The organism is Vibrio sp. Isolate33 (assembly GCF_022397895.1).
In the GTDB taxonomy this organism is placed as follows: Bacteria; Pseudomonadota; Gammaproteobacteria; order Enterobacterales; family Vibrionaceae; genus Vibrio; species Vibrio pomeroyi.
The window spans coordinates 36,519-54,843 of sequence record NZ_JAKEUP010000006.1 but is presented as its reverse complement, the minus strand read 5'-3'; the positions used below and the strand labels follow the sequence as shown (position 1 = coordinate 54,843).

General features: G+C 46.5%; 17 protein-coding genes. 4 read left to right on the top strand and 13 right to left on the bottom strand.

Features of this window, described 5'->3' with window-relative positions; genetic code table 11:
• Nucleotides 1-10: 10 nt before the first annotated feature.
• The 10 genes from gspL to gspC form a co-directional block, all read right to left on the bottom strand.
• The gene (gene gspL / locus L1D37_RS11370) at nucleotides 11-1,240 is read right to left on the bottom strand and encodes a type II secretion system protein GspL (RefSeq protein WP_239847945.1); all 1,230 of its coding nucleotides are present in this window, start codon (nucleotides 1,238-1,240) and stop codon (nucleotides 11-13) included.
• Nucleotides 1,209-2,258, bottom strand: coding sequence for a type II secretion system minor pseudopilin GspK (gspK, locus tag L1D37_RS11365; RefSeq protein WP_239847944.1), 1,050 nt, complete (start codon nucleotides 2,256-2,258; stop codon nucleotides 1,209-1,211). The genes gspL and gspK overlap by 32 nt, the downstream gene beginning before the upstream one ends.
• Nucleotides 2,242-2,973, bottom strand: coding sequence for a type II secretion system minor pseudopilin GspJ (gene gspJ, locus L1D37_RS11360; protein WP_239847943.1), 732 nt, complete (start codon nucleotides 2,971-2,973; stop codon nucleotides 2,242-2,244). Before gspJ ends, gspK begins: the two co-directional genes overlap by 17 nt.
• Nucleotides 2,960-3,355 (bottom strand): type II secretion system minor pseudopilin GspI, encoded by a 396-nt coding sequence (gspI, locus tag L1D37_RS11355; RefSeq protein ID WP_239847942.1) that lies wholly within the window; start codon nucleotides 3,353-3,355, stop codon nucleotides 2,960-2,962. Before gspI ends, gspJ begins: the two co-directional genes overlap by 14 nt.
• Nucleotides 3,342-3,935 carry a type II secretion system minor pseudopilin GspH gene (gspH, locus tag L1D37_RS11350; RefSeq protein WP_239847941.1) on the bottom strand — a complete coding sequence of 198 codons (594 nt, stop codon included), beginning with the start codon at nucleotides 3,933-3,935 and terminating at the stop codon, nucleotides 3,342-3,344. Before gspH ends, gspI begins: the two co-directional genes overlap by 14 nt.
• A 78-nt stretch (nucleotides 3,936-4,013) precedes the next feature.
• On the bottom strand, nucleotides 4,014-4,457 hold the full coding sequence (gspG, locus tag L1D37_RS11345) for a type II secretion system major pseudopilin GspG (RefSeq protein WP_004741459.1): 444 nt from the start codon (nucleotides 4,455-4,457) through the stop codon (nucleotides 4,014-4,016).
• Between the two features lie 88 nt (nucleotides 4,458-4,545).
• Nucleotides 4,546-5,766 (bottom strand): type II secretion system inner membrane protein GspF, encoded by a 1,221-nt coding sequence (gene gspF / locus L1D37_RS11340; protein WP_017629477.1) that lies wholly within the window; start codon nucleotides 5,764-5,766, stop codon nucleotides 4,546-4,548.
• Nucleotide 5,767: 1 nt separating this feature from the next.
• Complete coding sequence (gene gspE, locus L1D37_RS11335; RefSeq protein WP_017629476.1) at nucleotides 5,768-7,270, bottom strand: type II secretion system ATPase GspE; 1,503 nt, start codon at nucleotides 7,268-7,270, stop codon at nucleotides 5,768-5,770.
• Nucleotides 7,270-9,294: a type II secretion system secretin GspD gene (gspD, locus tag L1D37_RS11330; protein ID WP_132940732.1), complete on the bottom strand. Its 2,025-nt coding sequence runs from the start codon at nucleotides 9,292-9,294 to the stop codon at nucleotides 7,270-7,272. Before gspD ends, gspE begins: the two co-directional genes overlap by 1 nt.
• Nucleotides 9,295-9,335: 41 nt before the next feature.
• Nucleotides 9,336-10,259 carry a type II secretion system protein GspC gene (gene gspC / locus L1D37_RS11325; RefSeq protein WP_239847940.1) on the bottom strand — a complete coding sequence of 308 codons (924 nt, stop codon included), beginning with the start codon at nucleotides 10,257-10,259 and terminating at the stop codon, nucleotides 9,336-9,338.
• Between the two features lie 288 nt (nucleotides 10,260-10,547).
• Between gspC and hslR the strand changes: the two genes are divergently transcribed.
• The 4 genes from hslR (at nucleotide 10,548) to L1D37_RS11305 (ending at nucleotide 15,934) form a co-directional block, all read left to right on the top strand.
• Complete coding sequence (hslR, locus tag L1D37_RS11320) at nucleotides 10,548-10,934, top strand: ribosome-associated heat shock protein Hsp15 (RefSeq protein WP_017629473.1); 387 nt, start codon at nucleotides 10,548-10,550, stop codon at nucleotides 10,932-10,934.
• Between the two features lie 18 nt (nucleotides 10,935-10,952).
• Nucleotides 10,953-11,846: an Hsp33 family molecular chaperone HslO gene (gene hslO / locus L1D37_RS11315; RefSeq protein WP_176680693.1), complete on the top strand. Its 894-nt coding sequence runs from the start codon at nucleotides 10,953-10,955 to the stop codon at nucleotides 11,844-11,846.
• Between the two features lie 337 nt (nucleotides 11,847-12,183).
• Nucleotides 12,184-13,809 carry a phosphoenolpyruvate carboxykinase (ATP) gene (gene pckA, locus L1D37_RS11310; protein WP_048663054.1) on the top strand — a complete coding sequence of 542 codons (1,626 nt, stop codon included), beginning with the start codon at nucleotides 12,184-12,186 and terminating at the stop codon, nucleotides 13,807-13,809.
• 169 nt (nucleotides 13,810-13,978) lie between these two features.
• The gene (locus tag L1D37_RS11305) at nucleotides 13,979-15,934 is read left to right on the top strand and encodes an AsmA family protein (protein ID WP_239848036.1); all 1,956 of its coding nucleotides are present in this window, start codon (nucleotides 13,979-13,981) and stop codon (nucleotides 15,932-15,934) included.
• A 59-nt stretch (nucleotides 15,935-15,993) separates the two neighbouring features.
• Here L1D37_RS11305 and L1D37_RS11300 read toward each other — a convergent pair whose 3' ends face one another.
• Genes L1D37_RS11300 through L1D37_RS11290 form a run of 3 tightly spaced genes read right to left on the bottom strand, consistent with a single transcriptional unit; the run spans nucleotide 15,994 to nucleotide 18,293 of the window.
• Nucleotides 15,994-16,929, bottom strand: coding sequence for a bifunctional GNAT family N-acetyltransferase/hotdog fold thioesterase (locus L1D37_RS11300; protein ID WP_017633229.1), 936 nt, complete (start codon nucleotides 16,927-16,929; stop codon nucleotides 15,994-15,996).
• Between the two features lie 16 nt (nucleotides 16,930-16,945).
• On the bottom strand, nucleotides 16,946-17,380 hold the full coding sequence (gene dtd, locus L1D37_RS11295; protein WP_004735590.1) for a D-aminoacyl-tRNA deacylase: 435 nt from the start codon (nucleotides 17,378-17,380) through the stop codon (nucleotides 16,946-16,948).
• Nucleotides 17,352-18,293 (bottom strand): virulence factor BrkB family protein, encoded by a 942-nt coding sequence (locus L1D37_RS11290; protein WP_123322543.1) that lies wholly within the window; start codon nucleotides 18,291-18,293, stop codon nucleotides 17,352-17,354. The genes dtd and L1D37_RS11290 overlap by 29 nt, the downstream gene beginning before the upstream one ends.
• Nucleotides 18,294-18,325 lie beyond the last annotated feature (32 nt).

The following is an 18,325-nucleotide window of genomic DNA, read 5'->3' as shown; positions in this document are numbered from 1 at the left end:
CTTGCGCAGGTTACTGACGGGGTTTAAGAGTAAAGCTGCCAAACACGGCATCGCCATTACGATTCAATGGCCCTTGCTCAACGGTAAACTTCTCTTCGAGCTTCACTCTCGCGGTCTCAAAATGTTGGAAGTCAGAGCTTTTAGCCTGTAGTCGAACCTCTGAACGGTTGCCATCGTAGCGAATGCTTTCGACTTCAATCGATTTCACCTGCCCTAAAGTCTCTGGCAACAAGGTTAGCCAACCGAGTAAGGTATCACCATCGCCTGAGCCGCCATACTTCTTGGCTTCATCGTTCATTTGACGCTTAAGGTAGCTCACAGTTGGAATACGCTGTTTACCTGGCAATACAGTTCTAAAGATGCGCTCACTTTCCATTCGGTAAGCTTCAGCTTGCGCTTCATATTGCTGAACCTTCAACACCTGTTGAGTCACAATCACCGCCACCAGCAAACAAGCCGCAATTGCCACTTTTTGCCAAACACGCCAATATTTACTGAATGAAGATTTGGTTTTAAAGGTGCCAGTCAGTAAATTCACGCTGCTTGTGATCGCTTGTTGGCTCAGTAGAGACATCACCAACTCAGCAGGCTTAGCTTGCCACTCCACTCCACTTTGCTGCTGAACGTCGTCGCTCGGCATTGAGGTGTAACTGAAGATCGTCGCAGGCTTTTCTTCGTCATCAACGACAACCCAATCACTTTGCAAAAACATTGGGAGCCATGCTTCACTGATTGATACCGCCTGATAGTTGCCTTGGCGCAATAGCCAATGCTGGTCTATCTGCAACGCACTGATGCCTTGCTCTTCCAAAGGCACAGCTAGCGTATCTGGTAGTACCTTACGGAAGACAATATTGGCTTCACGGAACTGTTCTAAAGCTTGTTTTAGCCATTCACGTTCAACACCACACACGGTCGCATGAGTAGCGTCTTTATCTAAAATAGTCAGGTGTAAGTCTTCGATATCTTGTGCAACTTCGTCTTCTAACAAAAACGGCAGCATAGAATCGAACTGGCGAGCAGCACCTTTCGGGATCTCAACACGCTTAATTAAGCATTCATTTCCCGGCAATAAAGCGATGCAGCTGCGCTTTTCAGCGTAGGGCGTTAACTCATCAAGCTGCTCCCAGCTAGACAATTCGCCACTTGCTATCACTTCTTGTTGGCTTGTCGACCAAACTAACCACTGCACAGGGCTTTGTGGTTCGCTACTCAGTCGAACGGTCAGAAACTCGCTCACTGATTCCTCCAAAACGACGGCGTACTACCGTCACTGTTTCTCGATTACTACTATAGAAAAGCGTCCGTATACGTACACGCGACTGCTCAACTAATACCTCTGCATCTAGCTCAAAATAGGCGCTATCTACAGTTAAATATGCTTTGGCTTTTTTGCTGACTTCGCCACTGACACCAGCAATGGCAGACTCTTGCATAAAAGCATCCACCGTATCCCAACCATCAAATGGACGTTTGTCTATCAGCTGTTTCGCATCCGATTCACTTAATCCCGGAGCAAACATCGCTTCCAGTAGAGGCGCTTGCTTTTCCGTTAGTGTATTCACGTTCAAACGGAAGTCATCGCTCGGTAGAGCACAAACAAATGGGCGAACCTTATTCATCACCTCACCCGTGACTTGATAAACCGCTCGTAACTCTGATTCGTCTGCCATTAAGCCATTAGCCGTCAAGTAAGATGGCTTCATCGCCTCATAGGTACTGTCTTCTACGCCAGCTGAAGAGGTCGCTCGAGTATCGCTATCCACAAACTCCCAGCTTGAATGCGCGATAACCTCGGCTTGATAAGGCTCTACATCTTGGTTTTCCAATAAGGTTTGCCAAACTGTCACTAAATAAGGTGTCTGGTTGCTTGAAGTCGTCGTAACGCCAGCTAGCGCATTGAGATTAAAACACGCTTGAGCATCAACGATACGCCCCTTCACTTGGCCATAATCAAGTGGGTATACTTGTTCTTCTAACGCCCACGGCTGGCTTAAGTTTACGGTATCACTGTCTTTGTAGCTTTGCCTAATTCCGTCTTGCACAAGCGCTTCTACGCCAATGCTGTACCAATAGGCCTGTTGGTAGTTCAGCTGGTTACCGACACGTTTAAACTGAGTAAACAGACGCTCAGACATACTGCCAGCAATGGTTGCCATGATAGCCAGTAGCATCAAAATAATGATCAGCGCGACACCACGCTGTTTACGGCCAAAAGCCGAACTTGTCGCTACAAGCTTGTTAGGTCGATGAGTCATTATTCCCCTCACTACCACCTGAAGAGTCACTGCTTGAAGAATCATCAGCCTGATCTAGGGTCCCACCGGGAGTAAGATAAACTCGTTCTATCTCACCGTAATCTTTCAGTGTCAGCTTGAGTCTCACCGCTTTAGGCAGTGACTTGTCGGTTTGCCACTCTTTACCCCAGCGACTCCCATCATAAAACTCGATTTCAAAGCCTTCCACATCATCAAGCAGCGGAGTAATCACACCCTCCTGGCCTGCAGGAGTATCGGGATAACGCCACCATACACGCTCAAGCGTTTCCTCTTTGATGCGGTAGCCAACCTTGGTGACTTCTCCGCGAGGAAACTGTTGCTGTGGATTATGCCAACCAAGGCGAGTAAACATGATGCCAACACTGTCGGAATCCAGTAGATACTCTTTCATTAATATCAGCTTAGATGATGCTTCTTCACCGTTGCTACGAAATTGTCGTACTGCCATCTGGCGAAAATCATTATCTAAAATGACCAAACTACGTTGCAGTTGATTCAAACGGGCACTGCGCTCGATTGAAAGCTCGTTGCTTCGTTGAACCTGATTTACGACCTGATAAGCCGCCATGCTCAATGTGGCAAAGATAGCGATCGAGACCAAGACTTCAATTAAGGTAAAGCCTCTCCCTTTTGAAGATAGACCTTGTTTACGAGGCACACGTTTACTAAAGGACACGCTCTTAGTTGACCACATAACTGCGCACCGTAACGACTGGAGACGCTTGCTTACTGGTTGCTGCACTCACATCAAACGCCTTTAATAAATCATCGCTGGTATCTATCGGTGTCACCTTCCAGAACCACTCTCTTCCCGCTAGCTCTTGTGTACCCTGCGTTTTTTTGAGCTTCTCTGGATGCAGCATCACCAAGGCCATTTGATTATCGACAACCATAGCGGCGAAGGTTTTTTCTTCTAAGTAACTGAGTGTATTGATGTGCTGGGTTACAGCTCGAATCACACTGATCGCCGCAGTAGCGAAAATAGCAAGTGCCACCAACACCTCAAGCAGAGTCATTCCTCGAGAACCAAGAGTCATACCACGAGAGCGATAAGGAGAACGGTTATTCTTCTTCATCTTCTTCTCCCGGTTCAAGTAATCGAATGACACCATTGTCTAACACGCGAATACGCCAACCATCTTGTACTGTGTCACCCGTACTTGGGTAGAAAGAGAGCGTAAAAGGTGTTGTTTCAGCACTCGACAAGATGTAGATCTGCGGTGGCTTCGGCTTCTTTTCCTCTTCAAGATCAGCAAACATATCTTCATCAAATAAGCTTCCCGGATTAAAAAGGCGATCGTCGTCTTCCCAAGCACCGCCACCAAGTGTCAGCGTCAGTGCGAGGTCTTCTGGTAATTCAGTGGAAGAAGGGATCTTTTCGAACTCGGTTTCTTGCCAACCATCAGACTTCAAAGTCATCAGAACGTAAATCGATTTCTTTTCATCAACACGAACGCCAAAATCCAAACCGCTCAAAATAGCTTCTTCATTGAGTAGCTGAACTCGCTGATAAAAACTTTGGGCGTATTTTTTGGCAACATCTTTACTATTGGTAGGAATGGTCGCGATAACCGCGACCGCCGTTACTGACAGTAATACCAGTACCAAAAGAATCTCAATCAAGGTGAAACCCGGCTGTGTTTGCTTAGTTTTCACCTTTAGACTCCATTTGTTTACGTCCTACCATCAATAACGAATCAAACAACAATAACGCATCAAGCAACAAGCCGAGGCTTATTGAAAGTCTTGCATGTTCCAGTTGCCGATATCCGCAGCAATACCTTCACCACCTTCTTGGCCATCAGCACCAAGAGTAAAGATATCAATAGTGCCGTTATCACCAGGGCTTAGGTATTGGTACTCGTTACCCCATGGGTCGTTTGGCAGACGCTTGATGTAGCCACCGTCACGGTAGTTACGAGGCTCTGGGCTGCTTGGCTTAGAAACCAATGCATCAAGACCTTGATCCGTTGTTGGGTAAACGCTGTTATCCAGTTTGTACATATCCAGCGCGTTCTCTAGCGCCACGATATCAGTGATGGCTTTTTGTTGGTCAGCCTTCTCTTTGTTGCCCAATAGGTTAGGTACAACAAAGCTCGCCAATACGCCAAGGATAACCACAACAACCATCACTTCTAATAGGGTAAAGCCTGATTGTTTCTTCATTTTATTTTTCATTATTTTCTCCAAATTACAGACCGCGAGTTAAAGGTAATGATGTCCTTCTTCTCGATAATCCAAAAACTAACGTCTGATGAGCAATACGTTAACCGCTCATTAAATTGTTCATTTCAAGCATCGGCATTAGAGTCGCCATCACAATGAACAGCACTAAGCCTGCCATCAAAGCGATAAGGGCTGGGGTAAATATGCCTAGGGCAATATTCACGGTCGACTCAAAGCTTTGGTCTTGGTTATCTGCCGCTCTTGTCAGCATCTGTTCCAATTGACCACTCTGCTCACCACTGGCAATCATATGCAGCATCATCGGTGGGAAGAGTTTGGTTTGATCCAAGGCTTTACGCAGGCTCGCTCCTTCTCTTACGCTATCCGATGCTTGTAATACTTGTTGTTTCACATGGTGATTAGACATCACGTCAACCGCGACCTTCATCCCTTCAAGGATGGGAATCGCACTCGAGGTACAGATAGAAAGTGTTCGTGCAAAACGAGAGGTATTGATCCCTTTTGCTATCTTGCCGATAAGCGGAATGCTCAATAATTTGCGATCCCAACTCATGCGAACGCCCGGCTTTTTCAGTGCGGTCTTAACCAGAACAATCACACCAATGATCAACAACAGTAATTGGATGCCCCAATTCTGGATAAATTCACTCGATGCCAATAAAAATTGTGTCGATTGAGGAAGCTCTTGGCCCATTTGGATGATCGGCTCGACGATTTTAGGTACCACGGTTGCCAACAGGAACGAAACAATCGTCACCGCAAACACCACCAGCACCACTGGATAGATCATCGCTTGTAGGAGTTTAGATCGCATTTTCTGACGGTTTTCCGCGTAATCAGCTAATCGTTCCAATACCGCATCTAAGTGCCCTGATTTCTCACCTGCCGCAACCATGGCTCTAAACAGCTCATCGAAGATATGTGGGTAATCAGACAGGCTGTCAGCTAGCGAGTAGCCCTCAGTAACTTTAGAGCGAACCGCCAATAGCATAGTTCGAATACGTGGCTTTTCAGATTGCTCTGCGACTGCCTTCAAGCACTCTTCTAGAGGCATACCCGATTGAACAAGCGTTGATATTTGACGAGTAATCAAGGCAAGGTCAGGCGTGCTGATACCTCGCTTAAAGCTAGTCGAAGGCTGTGACCCCTTCGCCGTTTTTGCTTTGGCTTCGGTCATTTCGACCGGCATCAAGCCTTGCTCTTTTAAGCGCTGGCGAGCCTGACGAGCGTTATCCGCCTCAATCGAGCCCTTTTTGCTTTTACCTTTAGCATCCAGCGCTTTGTATTCAAATGCCGCCATACTAGACTTCCTTGGTCACGCGCATCACTTCTTCTAGGGACGTTACCCCTTTCAGAACTTTGCTCAAGCCATCCTCTCGAATACTTGGGGTTGTGCCACGAATTGCTTTCTCAATCGCTTGTTCGCCCGCCTCGCTATGAATCAGCTCTTGAACCGACTCATCAACCATCAGAAGCTCATGAATGCCGGTACGGCCTCGGTAACCTTTATGGCTACAGTGCTCACACCCTTTGGCATGGTAAAGCGTCAGGCTGTCTTTTTTCTTCAGTCCAAACAGCTTCTTTTGCTCTTTGTCCGCTTCATAAGGTTCTTTACAGTCGTTACACAAGGTACGAACTAGGCGCTGTGCCAGAACACCAAGCAGTGAAGAAGATATAAGGAAGGGTTCGATGCCCATATCACGCAGACGCGTAATCGCACCTACCGCGGTATTGGTATGGAGAGTCGACATCACCAAGTGACCCGTCAAAGAGGCTTGAACGGCAATTTCTGCGGTTTCTAAATCACGGATCTCACCAATCATAACCACATCGGGATCTTGACGAAGAATGGCACGTAAACCACGAGCAAAGGTCATATCAACCTTAGGGTTCACTTGTGTTTGACCAATGCCATCGATATCGAATTCGATTGGGTCTTCAACGGTAAGGATGTTACGTTCGTTGCTGTTTAGCTCTTGCAGGCCTGCATACAAGGTCGTCGATTTACCCGAACCAGTAGGACCCGTTACCAAGATAATACCGTGCGGACGTTGAATCAGTTTACGGAAGTTCTCATGGTTCTCTGCCGTCATCCCCAAACTGTGCAAGTCTAGACGAGTCGCGTTTTTATCCAACAGACGCATTACCACGCGTTCACCGTGTGATGAAGGCATGGTAGACACACGAACATCGACCGCTCTACCACCAATACGCAGAGAAATACGACCATCCTGTGGCACGCGTTTTTCCGCAATATCTAGCTTAGCCATAACCTTCACACGTGACACCAACAGCGGAGCCAGTTTACGGCTCGGTGCAAGAACATCACGCAACACACCATCAATGCGGAAACGGATAGACAGTGACTTCTCAAAGGTTTCGATATGGATATCTGAAGCGCCTTCTTTGATCGCCTCACCCAGCATCGCATTGATTAACTTGATGATTGGCGCATCGTCTTCTGACTCAAGCAAGTCTTCATCTTGTGGCAACTCTTCCGCCAACGAGAAGAAGTCGTCGTTGTCGGCACCAATATCTTCCATTAACTGACGCGCTTCCGACGAGTCACGCTGATAAGCATCGGTCAGTTTTTTATCAAATTCGTCTGCGCTGATCGCTTGTGGCGTAAAGCCATTTTTCACAACGCGGCTGACTTCAATGATCGCTGCCGATTTCAGAGGCTCTACATAATAAAGCACCGGCGCGCGCTCTGGATGTTGATATTCCAACACCATCTTGTAGCGGTTCGCAAAGCTAAACGGCAAGCGCTGATAAGTACGTGCCGCCCCTACCAATTCAGCCATTATTCTGTTTCCATTTGATCGATGAAGGCTTGGATCTCAGCCGGGTGATTCATATCGGCACCAAATTTAGGCAATACTGGGATGTTATCGTCATCCAACAGTTTCAAACCTTGCTCCGCCTTGTACAACTGCTCAGCTCGGATGAAGTTGTATTTACGCTGAGTGATACCATCAGCCGTCATGCCATCACGAATTATGGTTGGCTTAATGAATACCATTAGGTTCTTTTTCTCAACCTGAGTACTGGTTGATTTGAACAGGTGCCCAAGCACTGGAATATCACCTAAGAATGGCACCTTAGATTCACTCTCTAATGCGCGCTCATCGATCAGACCACCAAGTACCAACATTTGACCATCTTGAACGATCACTGATGTATTCAATTGACGCTTAGCAAAACGCACATCAACCGCGCCATTCGCGCCCAATACGTTTGATACTTCTTGTTCAATATTTAGCTGAACTGAGTCGCCTTCGTTGATTTGTGGAACAACCTTCAGCTTGATACCCACTTCTTTACGTTCAACGGTTTGGAATGGATTATCGTTACTTGAACCGGCTGTTGAACCTGTTAGAACAGGCACCTCTTCACCCACAATGAATGACGCTTCGCCGTTATCCATTACCGTAATACTTGGAGAAGATAGAATGTTTGAGTTTGAATCGGTCGCTACCGCGCTGATCAGTGCAGTCCAGTCACCCATCACCACACTCATAGCCGCACCATTAACACCAGAAAGTGCTGATGCTAGTGTTGAATAGTCGCCCTTTTCAGTAGTCGTCTCATTACGTTGGAAGTTACCATCAGAGTCGTAGACTGCAGTGGTCGTTTCAGTGTCTTTGGCCTCTTCTAGACCAACCATTACGCCACCGATTGATGCACCTGTGTTGCCGTACTGAATCACAGCACCTGTATCAAGGTTACCCCATTGCACACCAAGGTTGATGCCGTCACCCTCAGCCATTTCGACAATTAAGGCTTCAATCAATACTTGAGCACGACGAATATCTAGCTGAGCGATCACATCTTGCAACGCGTTCATAATGTCTGGTTGGGCAGTAATCACTAACGAGTTGGTATCACTGTGGGCAGAGATCATCACTTGGTTACGTTGCGATGAGCTACCTTTGGTTGATGACTGTTTCTCTGATTGCAGGTTGTCCGACACACCTTTCAACACATCAACTAAATCTTCAGCTTTCGCATACTTAAGGTAGATAACTTGGTTGTTACCCTTAGTAGCCATTTCGACATCAAGTTGCTCGATAAGCTTTCTTAGGCGGCTACGAACCTTAGGGTCACCGGAGATAAGGATTGCGTTGGTACGCTCATCAGCAACCAATTTAGGTTGAAGGAAGGCAGGTGTATTCTTTGCGTCTGTGGTTTTGTTCAAAGCATCTACGATACGCACCATCTCAGCGGCTGAAGCATTCTTTAGCTCAACAACTTCAATTTCTTTGTCACCAGCTTGGTCAACACGCTTGATGATTTCCGCTAAGCGATTTACTACCGCCGCTCGGCCTGTAATAAGGATGATGTTGGCTGGGTCGTAGTGCACAACGTTACCCGCGCCTGCGTTGTCGTTCAATTGACGAAGCAAAGGAGAAAGCTCACGAACCGACACATTACGCACCGTCACAACTCGTGTCACGACGCTATCGCCGTTGATTGAGTCACGGTCACCGACTACTGGAATTGCCGATGTTTTAGAGTCTTTGGCTTTGATGATCTTCAAAACACCCGAGTCCATCTCAACGACCGCGTAGCCGTACACCTCTAAAACGTTTAAGAAGAAGCTGTAATATTGCTCTTCGTTAAGGACGTCGTAGCTACGTACATCGATTTTCCCGCGCACCGATGGGTCAACGATGATCGTCTTCTCTAGGTTACGACCAACGATATTAATAAACTCTTGAATATCAGTGCCCTTAAAGCTGGCACTAAAATCACTAGCGATGGCTGCGGGTGTGCAGATTAAGCTTCCTGCCAGTAACCATGCACTTTTCTTAAACCAATGCTTCACGTACTTCTCCTACACTTTCGTCCTTCGTTAGACGCAAAGTTTTAAAATTCAATAAACACTTCATGTTGTTGCCCATCTCGCTCAACGACGAGATTTAGCTCTGTCAGCTCTGAGATGGAACGGAATATGTTGCCCATAGCGGCGGGGTCTGTCAGGTCTTGCCCATTTAACTGAGTGGCAATATCTCCGTTTTGGAGCCCAACAGAGTTAAAAAGTTCTGAATCTTTGCCAGGGCTCACACGATAACCAATAACACTATCGTCGCGCTTCACCTGAGACAGGCGAACATATTGGAAGATTTGTTGCGGATCTTTCATTATCTTCGCTTTAATTTCATCCAACTTCTCTTCTGCAGAAGCGGGGTTATTACCACGAACAGATGAAGAAGCACGAGGTGGCGCAGGGGCTGATACCGCCAAACGCTTGTACTCAATACCTTCAAGCATCAAGGTTTCATCACGGCCTGAGTTATCAATGATCACGCGATCCACTAACACGGCTTTGAGCTTAGCTCTGGTGCCTTCTATCTCTTCGTTAATTCCGTAGGTTGCTTGCGTGCCACGATTAGCAATCACAGCTAAGCTTAATTTAGGATTCGAACTGGCAACCGCACCCACCAATACCAGGTTCAATCGCGTCTTTGGTGCATCTTGGATCACTTGTTGCTCAACCACTGGAGCCGTAGTTGGGTTATAGGCACCAAAAAGGTTACTCTTCTGCAAAGATGAGATATCAAGGGTCGATTGAGGTGCAGAAGACGATGAAGCCGTTGCTTTCCAAGGCACGACTGTTTGCTCGGCAGGTTCAATAAACCATGCAAGCTGTCCTAAAATCCATGCAGAAGCTGCAATCAACACACAACACGTAGCTAGGCTCAGTTTCTGCTGAAGTACAAATCCATTCTCTAATAAGCGGCTCAACACAGGAGAATTCCCTACGCTATTTTTGAGCTCTAAAAAGTTCACTTTCCTTGCCCCTTTTCATGACGACAAACGCTGCAAATCATTAAACTTTCAGCTTTTTTATTCATTCGTTCGATACCGAGCTTATTTAAGCATAAGATCCTGAACTATATCATAGCAAATCTATAAATCGGCATAACATGGCTATTTTGTAATATGACTTGAAAAAAATGCCAACCGCCTCCACTTAAAGCTTCTACTTAATGTGATAAGCATCATCAAAAACATGTTGCGCACTGTTCATTACAGTTAAACCGCATTCATTTCTCACTTAATAAGGCACAGCCCTATATGAAAACTGCTAATGAAGCTGTCAGACTCGATAAATGGTTGTGGGCAGCACGCTTTTACAAAACCCGGTCGATTGCTCGCAACATGGTCGATGGTGGCAAAGTCCACTATAATGGTCAGCGCAGCAAGCCAAGTAAAATTGTCGAACTTGGGGCAGTAATTACACTGCGTCAAGGTAATGAAGAAAAGACGGTGACTATCGAGAAAATCTCTGCCCATCGCGGTGGAGCTCCGATCGCTCAAACCCTCTATGAAGAAACCACCGAGAGCTTGGCAAAGAGAGAAGAGTTTGCCAAACAGCGCAAACTGAATGCTCATAACCCAGCTCCAGAGCGTCGCCCTGATAAGAAGCAACGTCGTGACATCATCAAGTTCAAGCATCAATAAGCTAGAAGGAATAGCCAAATGGCAGACCCAATGTCTACAAGTAATGTTCTAAATCGCTACCTATTTGAAGATCTATCAGTACGTGGTGAATTGGTACAAATGGATGAAGCGTACCAACAGATTATTTCTAGCAAGGAATACCCAGCACCCGTGCAAAAACTACTGGGTGAGCTATTGGTTTCAACAACGCTACTAACTGCGACCCTAAAGTTTGAAGGTTCGATCACTATGCAATTGCAAGGTGACGGCCCAGTATCTCTAGCAGTTATTAATGGCGATCACGATCAGAAGATCCGTGGTGTTGCTCGCTTTGAAGGCGATATCGCTGACGACGCTGGTCTGCACGATCTTATGGGTAAAGGCCACCTAGTGATCACTATCGATCCTAAGAAAGGTGAGCGTTACCAAGGTATCGTTGGTCTTGAAGGCGACACTCTTGCTGAAGTACTTGAAGGTTACTTCGCTAACTCTGAGCAGCTTAAGACTCGTCTATGGCTACGTACTGGCGAGCACGAAGACAAAGCACACGCTGCAGGTATGTTGCTGCAAGTTATGCCTGACGGCACTGGCACACCAGACGACTTCGAGCACCTAGAGCAGCTAACAGACACAGTGAAAAACGAAGAGCTGTTCACTCTAGAAGCCAACGAACTGCTTTACCGTTTGTACAACCAAGAGAAAGTACAGCTGTTCACACCGCAACCGGTTGAGTTCTTCTGTGGTTGCTCTCGCGATCGCAGCGCGGCGGCTATCATTACCGTTGCTCAAGAAGAGATCTACGACATCCTAAGTACAGAAGGTAGCGTTGCTCTGCACTGTGATTACTGTGGCACAAACTACTCGTTCGACAAGAACGATGTTGATGCTTTGTACGCAGAAGCAGCAGATAAAGGCAGCAATACGGTTCATTAATTTACGGCGTACCAAAAACACGTAATTTACCCCAAAAAGGTCAGCACTCAGCTGGCTTTTTTTGTGATCAAAATAGCGCAAACTCCTTAACATTTCGTAATAAAATCACCGCTTAATTTTAATCAATTAATAATGTTCTCGCCCCTAGCGCAAAGGTTTGCGTACAGGATAGACTAGTTGGGCCAATATGTGACGAGACGCTTAAAACCCCAAGGTTAATATGGATATTTTTTGAGCTGTATCCCTGTTTCCCCCGAGTCTCGTTGCTAGCATGGTGAGCAGATAACAATAAAAAATTAATACAAAATCCCTACAAAATATCCTACAAGGAGCACCTATGACCGTTATGGAACATACTAAGGCTGCACAAATTGATCTAACTAAGCACGGACTGACTGGCGTTACTGAAGTTCTTCGTAATCCTAGCTACGAGCAGTTATTCGTTGAAGAAACACTGCCAGGTTTGGAAGGCTACGAAAAAGGCGTAGTAACGGAACTAGGCTCTGTTGCGGTTGACACTGGTATCTTTACTGGCCGCTCACCAAAAGATAAGTACATTGTTAAAGATGACACGACCCGCGATACCATGTGGTGGTCAGATCAAGGCAAAAATGACAACAAACCGATTACAACTGAAGTATGGAATGAGCTGAAAGAGCTTGTGACAACTCAGCTATCTGGCAAGCGCCTGTTTGTCATTGACGGTTATTGTGGTGCTAACCCAGATACGCGCTTAAGTGTACGTATTATCACTGAAGTAGCGTGGCAAGCGCACTTCGTTAAGAACATGTTCATTCGTCCAACTGACGAAGAACTGGCAACGTTCGAACCTGATTTCGTGGTAATGAACGGTGCTAAAACAACCAACCCTAACTGGGAAAAACAGGGTCTAAACTCTGAAAACTTCGTTGCTTTCAACCTAACAGAGCGTGTTCAAATCATCGGTGGTACTTGGTACGGCGGTGAGATGAAGAAAGGCATGTTCGCAATGATGAACTACCTACTGCCTCTACAAGGCATCGCTTCAATGCACTGTAGTGCAAACGTAGGCGAGAAAGGCGATGTAGCCATCTTCTTCGGCCTATCTGGTACAGGTAAAACAACCCTATCTACCGATCCTAAGCGTGAGCTAATCGGTGATGATGAGCACGGTTGGGACAACGACGGTATCTTCAACTTTGAAGGTGGCTGTTACGCGAAGACCATTCGTCTATCTAAAGAAGCAGAACCAGAAATCTACAACGCTATCCGCCGTGATGCACTGCTAGAAAACGTAACGGTTCGTGGCGATGGCTCTATTGATTTTGATGACGGTTCTAAAACTGAAAACACTCGTGTTTCTTACCCGATCCACCACATCGACAACATCGTTAAACCAGTATCAAAAGCAGGTCATGCTCAAAAGGTTATCTTCCTGACTGCTGATGCATTTGGTGTACTACCACCAGTTTCTAAGCTGACCCCAGAACAAACGAAGTACCACTTCCTATCTGGCTTCACAGCGAAACTAGCCGGTACAGAGCGTGGTATTACTGAACCAACGCCAACGTTCTCTGCGGCATTTGGTGCGGCGTTCCTTACTCTTCACCCAACTCAGTACGCTGAAGTACTTGTGAAGCGCATGGAAGCAGCTGGCGCTGAAGCGTACCTAGTAAACACAGGTTGGAACGGAACTGGCAAACGTATCTCTATCCAAGATACGCGTGGCATCATCGACGCAATCCTAGATGGCTCTATCGACAAGGCTGATACTAAGGTTATCCCTATGTTCAACCTAGAAGTGCCACTAGCGCTACACGATGTTGACCCAGCGATTCTTGACCCACGCGACACGTACACTGACCCGCTACAATGGGAAAGCAAAGCGAAAGATCTAGCAGAACGCTTCATCAACAACTTTGACAAGTACACAGACAACGCTGAAGGTAAGTCACTGGTTGCAGCTGGTCCTCAACTGGACTAATCCAACCATCTGCTCGGGCTTAGTCAAAAGCGAACGCCCAATTTAAAATGATATTTTTGTAGCAAGCCCCTCTTTTGAGGGGCTTTTTTGTTGATGCTTGACCCTTTTTGTTCCACTCTGTTTTAAGACTATTGAGATTTAAGGCTTTCAGGGAATGAAAAAGGTATTCATGGTGTTTGGCATTGTGTTGGCTATCGCCGTTGCGGTGATCGCAGCGTTGCTATTAAGCCTACAAACTCAATACCGCGCCGATGTTGCTAACTTTTTTATCAAGCATACGATTGAACAACCGGTGCTCATTGAAGATGTTGAGTATCAGGCGCCTTATCACATCACCTTGATGGGCATCACCCAAAGCCAATCTGAAAAACACCCCCCTCTGTATATCGACAAGGCCGACATCTGGTTCAGCCCAGACTCTCTTCTTGATGCTAAGCTGGTTTTGGACTCTGTATTGATCAGCGGCCTGCAGTTAGAAGCCGACGATCTGGACACACTCACATCAGTGTTTACCCAACCAAACCTCAAGCTCCGTCAGCTAGCGATCAATAATCTAGATTTCTCAACTCCAGACTTTAATGCACGAGGCATCGACCTTCAGATCGCCGATCCCGTGTGGGATAACCAAAGCTCACTACTACCCTATGGCAAAACCCAACTTTCAGCCTCGCAGTTATACTGGCAAGGCGAAGCCTTCGATAATCTGTTGATTGACCTAGACCTCAAACCGAGTGACAGCACCCTTTATGGCGCTTCCTTTGATTGGCGTGGTGCCAAGATTTCTGGGCAAGCTGAACAATATCAACATGACTGGTCGTTGGTGAATGTGACGATTGATGGTTTGCGATTAAATGAAGAGCAAACTCAAAGCCTATTGAACAAAGAATGGGATGTGGCAGGTATTCAGATCAACCACATCAATAGCTTAGATATTCTGCGTAGTGACATAGAGTGGAAAGATGGTCACCTTGTAGCCTTTGATGCCTCACTAGAAAATATCCAATTGCCTTTTGAACTGTGGAAGCAACAGAAAGCCATTTTCTCTCTGCAAGCTGAAGGCGTCACCTTGGACAATGATCAATTCATCGATCCAAGTCTCAAGCTGAACCTAAACCCCAACCAAATTTTGGTTGAAGACTTCTATACACAATTCCTACAAGGCAGTATTCAGCTAAATGGCAAGGTTACCCCTACTACCATTCATTTGGCACAGCTTGATCTTCAAGGCATCAAATGGATTACCGAAAGCCAAGATAATCATCTCCCCGCCTCACGCTTAATACCTTGGCTTACAGAGCTTCAACAAGCCTCTATAGACCGACTAAATGTAGAACGCACCCAACTCATCCAGCTTGCAGAGAAACCTTACTGGCAGGTATCAGGGCTGCATGTCGAAGGGCATCACGTTCAACTGCTGCAAAATAGAAAGCTAGGTTTGTGGCAAGGTAAATTAATGGCCAGCGCCAACGATGCCAGCTACCAAAGTATCCTCAGCGCTCAACCTGTGGTTGAAATGAATAGCGAACAAGGGAAATGGACGCTGACACGCCTGTTTATGCCATTAAAGAATGGTTATGTTGAAGCCAATGCAACACTCGACTTTAACCAAATCAGCAAGCCGTGGAGTATAGATATATCTGCCGATGGCTTGCCTATCTCGCCAATGCTGCAACAACTGGAATTACCGCTTGATGCAACCGGTTATGGCGAATTCGAACTTCAAGCAGCCGGTTTGTATGGTGACTCACTGATGCTTGGCTATTCAACCACAGGCCAACTCACTGGTAGCGTTCGCCAAGGCGTGATGACCTTTAACGACATTCTTTCTGAAACCTCAACCGATAACGTATTCGAGATCCCAGAGCTCAATGCGAATTTTGACCGTGGCCGTTTCACACTCGAACCAATGCACATTATTGGTGCATCCGCAGACGAGGAAGGTTCGCAAAGGGTTCAAACGTTAAATGGTCAGGTAACGGGAGAGCTCGACTTGCTTAAAACCGATCTACACACGCTTTCGATTACTCTGTCCGACCAATGCCATCAAATCTCAGGAAAGCTTGACCACGCTGAATATTCAGAGATTGATGACTGCCAACAAAAAAGCGCCACTCCACAGGAATAGCGCTTTCAATCGATAACTCAATCTACAATCAAGCAAACGTTCATCAAGGAATAGTAACGCTATTCACTCACCTTGCTATCAGTCGATAGTATCTTCTTGTAGTCAGGGATCAGCATATAGGTTCCGGTAAACTCTACCGCTTCCACATCGCCACTATGAATGGTCACGTGAATGATGATACGCGCCTTTCTGCCTGATGCGAGGCGGTCCAAGTCACCACTGATACCGTCTAAAGAAGTTGAAGCGACAGGGTTTTGCTCGACCGGATGACGATAACGAATATTACTGTCTGCTAGAACGATATCACCGGTTAAGCCGCGCTCTTTCATCAGTAGCCATGTCATACCCCAGCCCGTTAAGGTTGCTAGCGTAAAAGCTGAACCTGCAAACATGGTATTGTGCGGGTTCAGGTTTGGATTCAGTTGAGCACTACACTCAAATTGGTAACCCGTGTACTGGTTAATCTTAATGCCCATCTTGTCACTGATAGGGATCTGATGCTCCCAGCGCTGCTGCAGCTCATTACACCATTCCGGTTTGCGCAGTACGTCTGCCATTGGATCAAGATGCTTAACCATCTGCTGGTGACGCACAGGGCCGCGTTGGTCATTAATCTCACCACGACGTTCAAAATCATTCTTCTCATAGAATGAAATCGCATCTTCGCGTGCATTACACACCAAACGCTTGGCACCTTCTTGGCGAGCCAACGACTCTAGCGCGACCAAAATCAGTGAGCCCATGCCTTTGCTACGACGAGAGTTTTTCACCGCCATATAGCGGATCTGACCTTCGAGATCGGGAGTGATATACAGACGGCCGATCGCCATTGGGCGGCCTCGACCATCGACAATCATGCGATGGTGACTCATGCCATCATATTCATCGCGCTCTGAACCGACAGGCATTCGCCATGGTTCGCGCAACATCTGCCAACGAAAATGGTAATACTTGTTCAGTTGATTTTCGGTGGTTGGAGTTATGAGTTTAAACATGCTTATTCCTTTAAGCCTAAACCTGCAGCCAGAATGTTACTGGACCATCATTGACCAATGACACTTTCATGTCGGCTGCGAATCGGCCACGTTCCGTTGGCAACACTGATTCACATTGGTCAGAGAAATAGTTGTAAAGACGCTCTGCATCTTCTGGGTGAGCACCGCGAGAAAAACCTGCTCGTGTGCCTTTCTTGGTATCGGCCGGCAGGGTGAATTGAGATACCACTAATACCTTACCTTCTACCTGCTTCACGTTGAGGTTCATTTTATCGTCTTCATCTCCAAAGACACGATAAGTGGTCACTCGTTCCATCAAACGTTTGGCTTTGGCTTCATCATCACCTTTTTCTACGCCTAACAGAACTAATAAGCCTTGCTCAATCTCACCAACTACTTCGCCATCAACACGGACGGCAGCTTCACTTACTCTCTGGATCAGTGCTATCACTGTTGTTTCCTTGCTCTGTGATTTTGTCGTTATCCGAAGAGTGTACCATTTCTTGCGTGTCACTCCACTGTTCGTGCTCACCGAGCGCAGCCGTCACCTCAGCACCAACCAGTACGATCAGCCAACACAAATACACCCAGACAAAAAGAATCGGAATCGCTGCCAAAGCGCCATAGATCAGCTGATAAGAAGGGAATTGAGTAATGTAGGCCGCGAAGCCTTTCTTACTGAGTTCGAACAACAGAGCCGCAACCAGAGAGCCTGCTGCTGCGTGAGAAAAATGTATCTTTTTGTTGGGGACCAACAGGTACAAACCGAAGAACGCAAAGAAAGAGAGAATCAAAGGAAGTTTGCGAATCACGGTATTAAAGGCGCCAGATACCACTTCATTTTGTAGCAGACTGAGCGATGTCACATACGAAGTAGCCGCAATGCTCGCCCCAACCAAGATAGGCCCAAGTGTTAGCACCATCCAGTACATAGAGAAAGACAACACTGCACGTCGTTTCTCATTAACACGCCAGATGTAGTTTAGGTTCTTATCGATATTCGAGATCAACATCAGTGCTGCGATAAATAAGAACACACTACCGACCGCTGTCATCTTACCCGTGTTTGCAACAAACTCGAGCAAGGCACCATGCACCGCATCTCCTGACGCTGGGACAAAGTTGGTAATGACGAAGTTTTGAATCACGATACCGACATCAGCAAAGATAGAGAATGACGATAAGATAGAGAGCAGAACCGTCAACATCGGTACGATTGAGAGCAAAGTAATGTACGCCAAGTAACCCGCATTCACGTTGACTCTATCGTGCGTCATTCGCGCCAAAAGATAGCGAGAAAAATGAATGCTGAGTGTGCCGACCTTTTTTATCTTCAACTTGTAACTCCCTTGTAACTCGTTCATAGTCCTAATTATTATTCCGACATATCAATCAC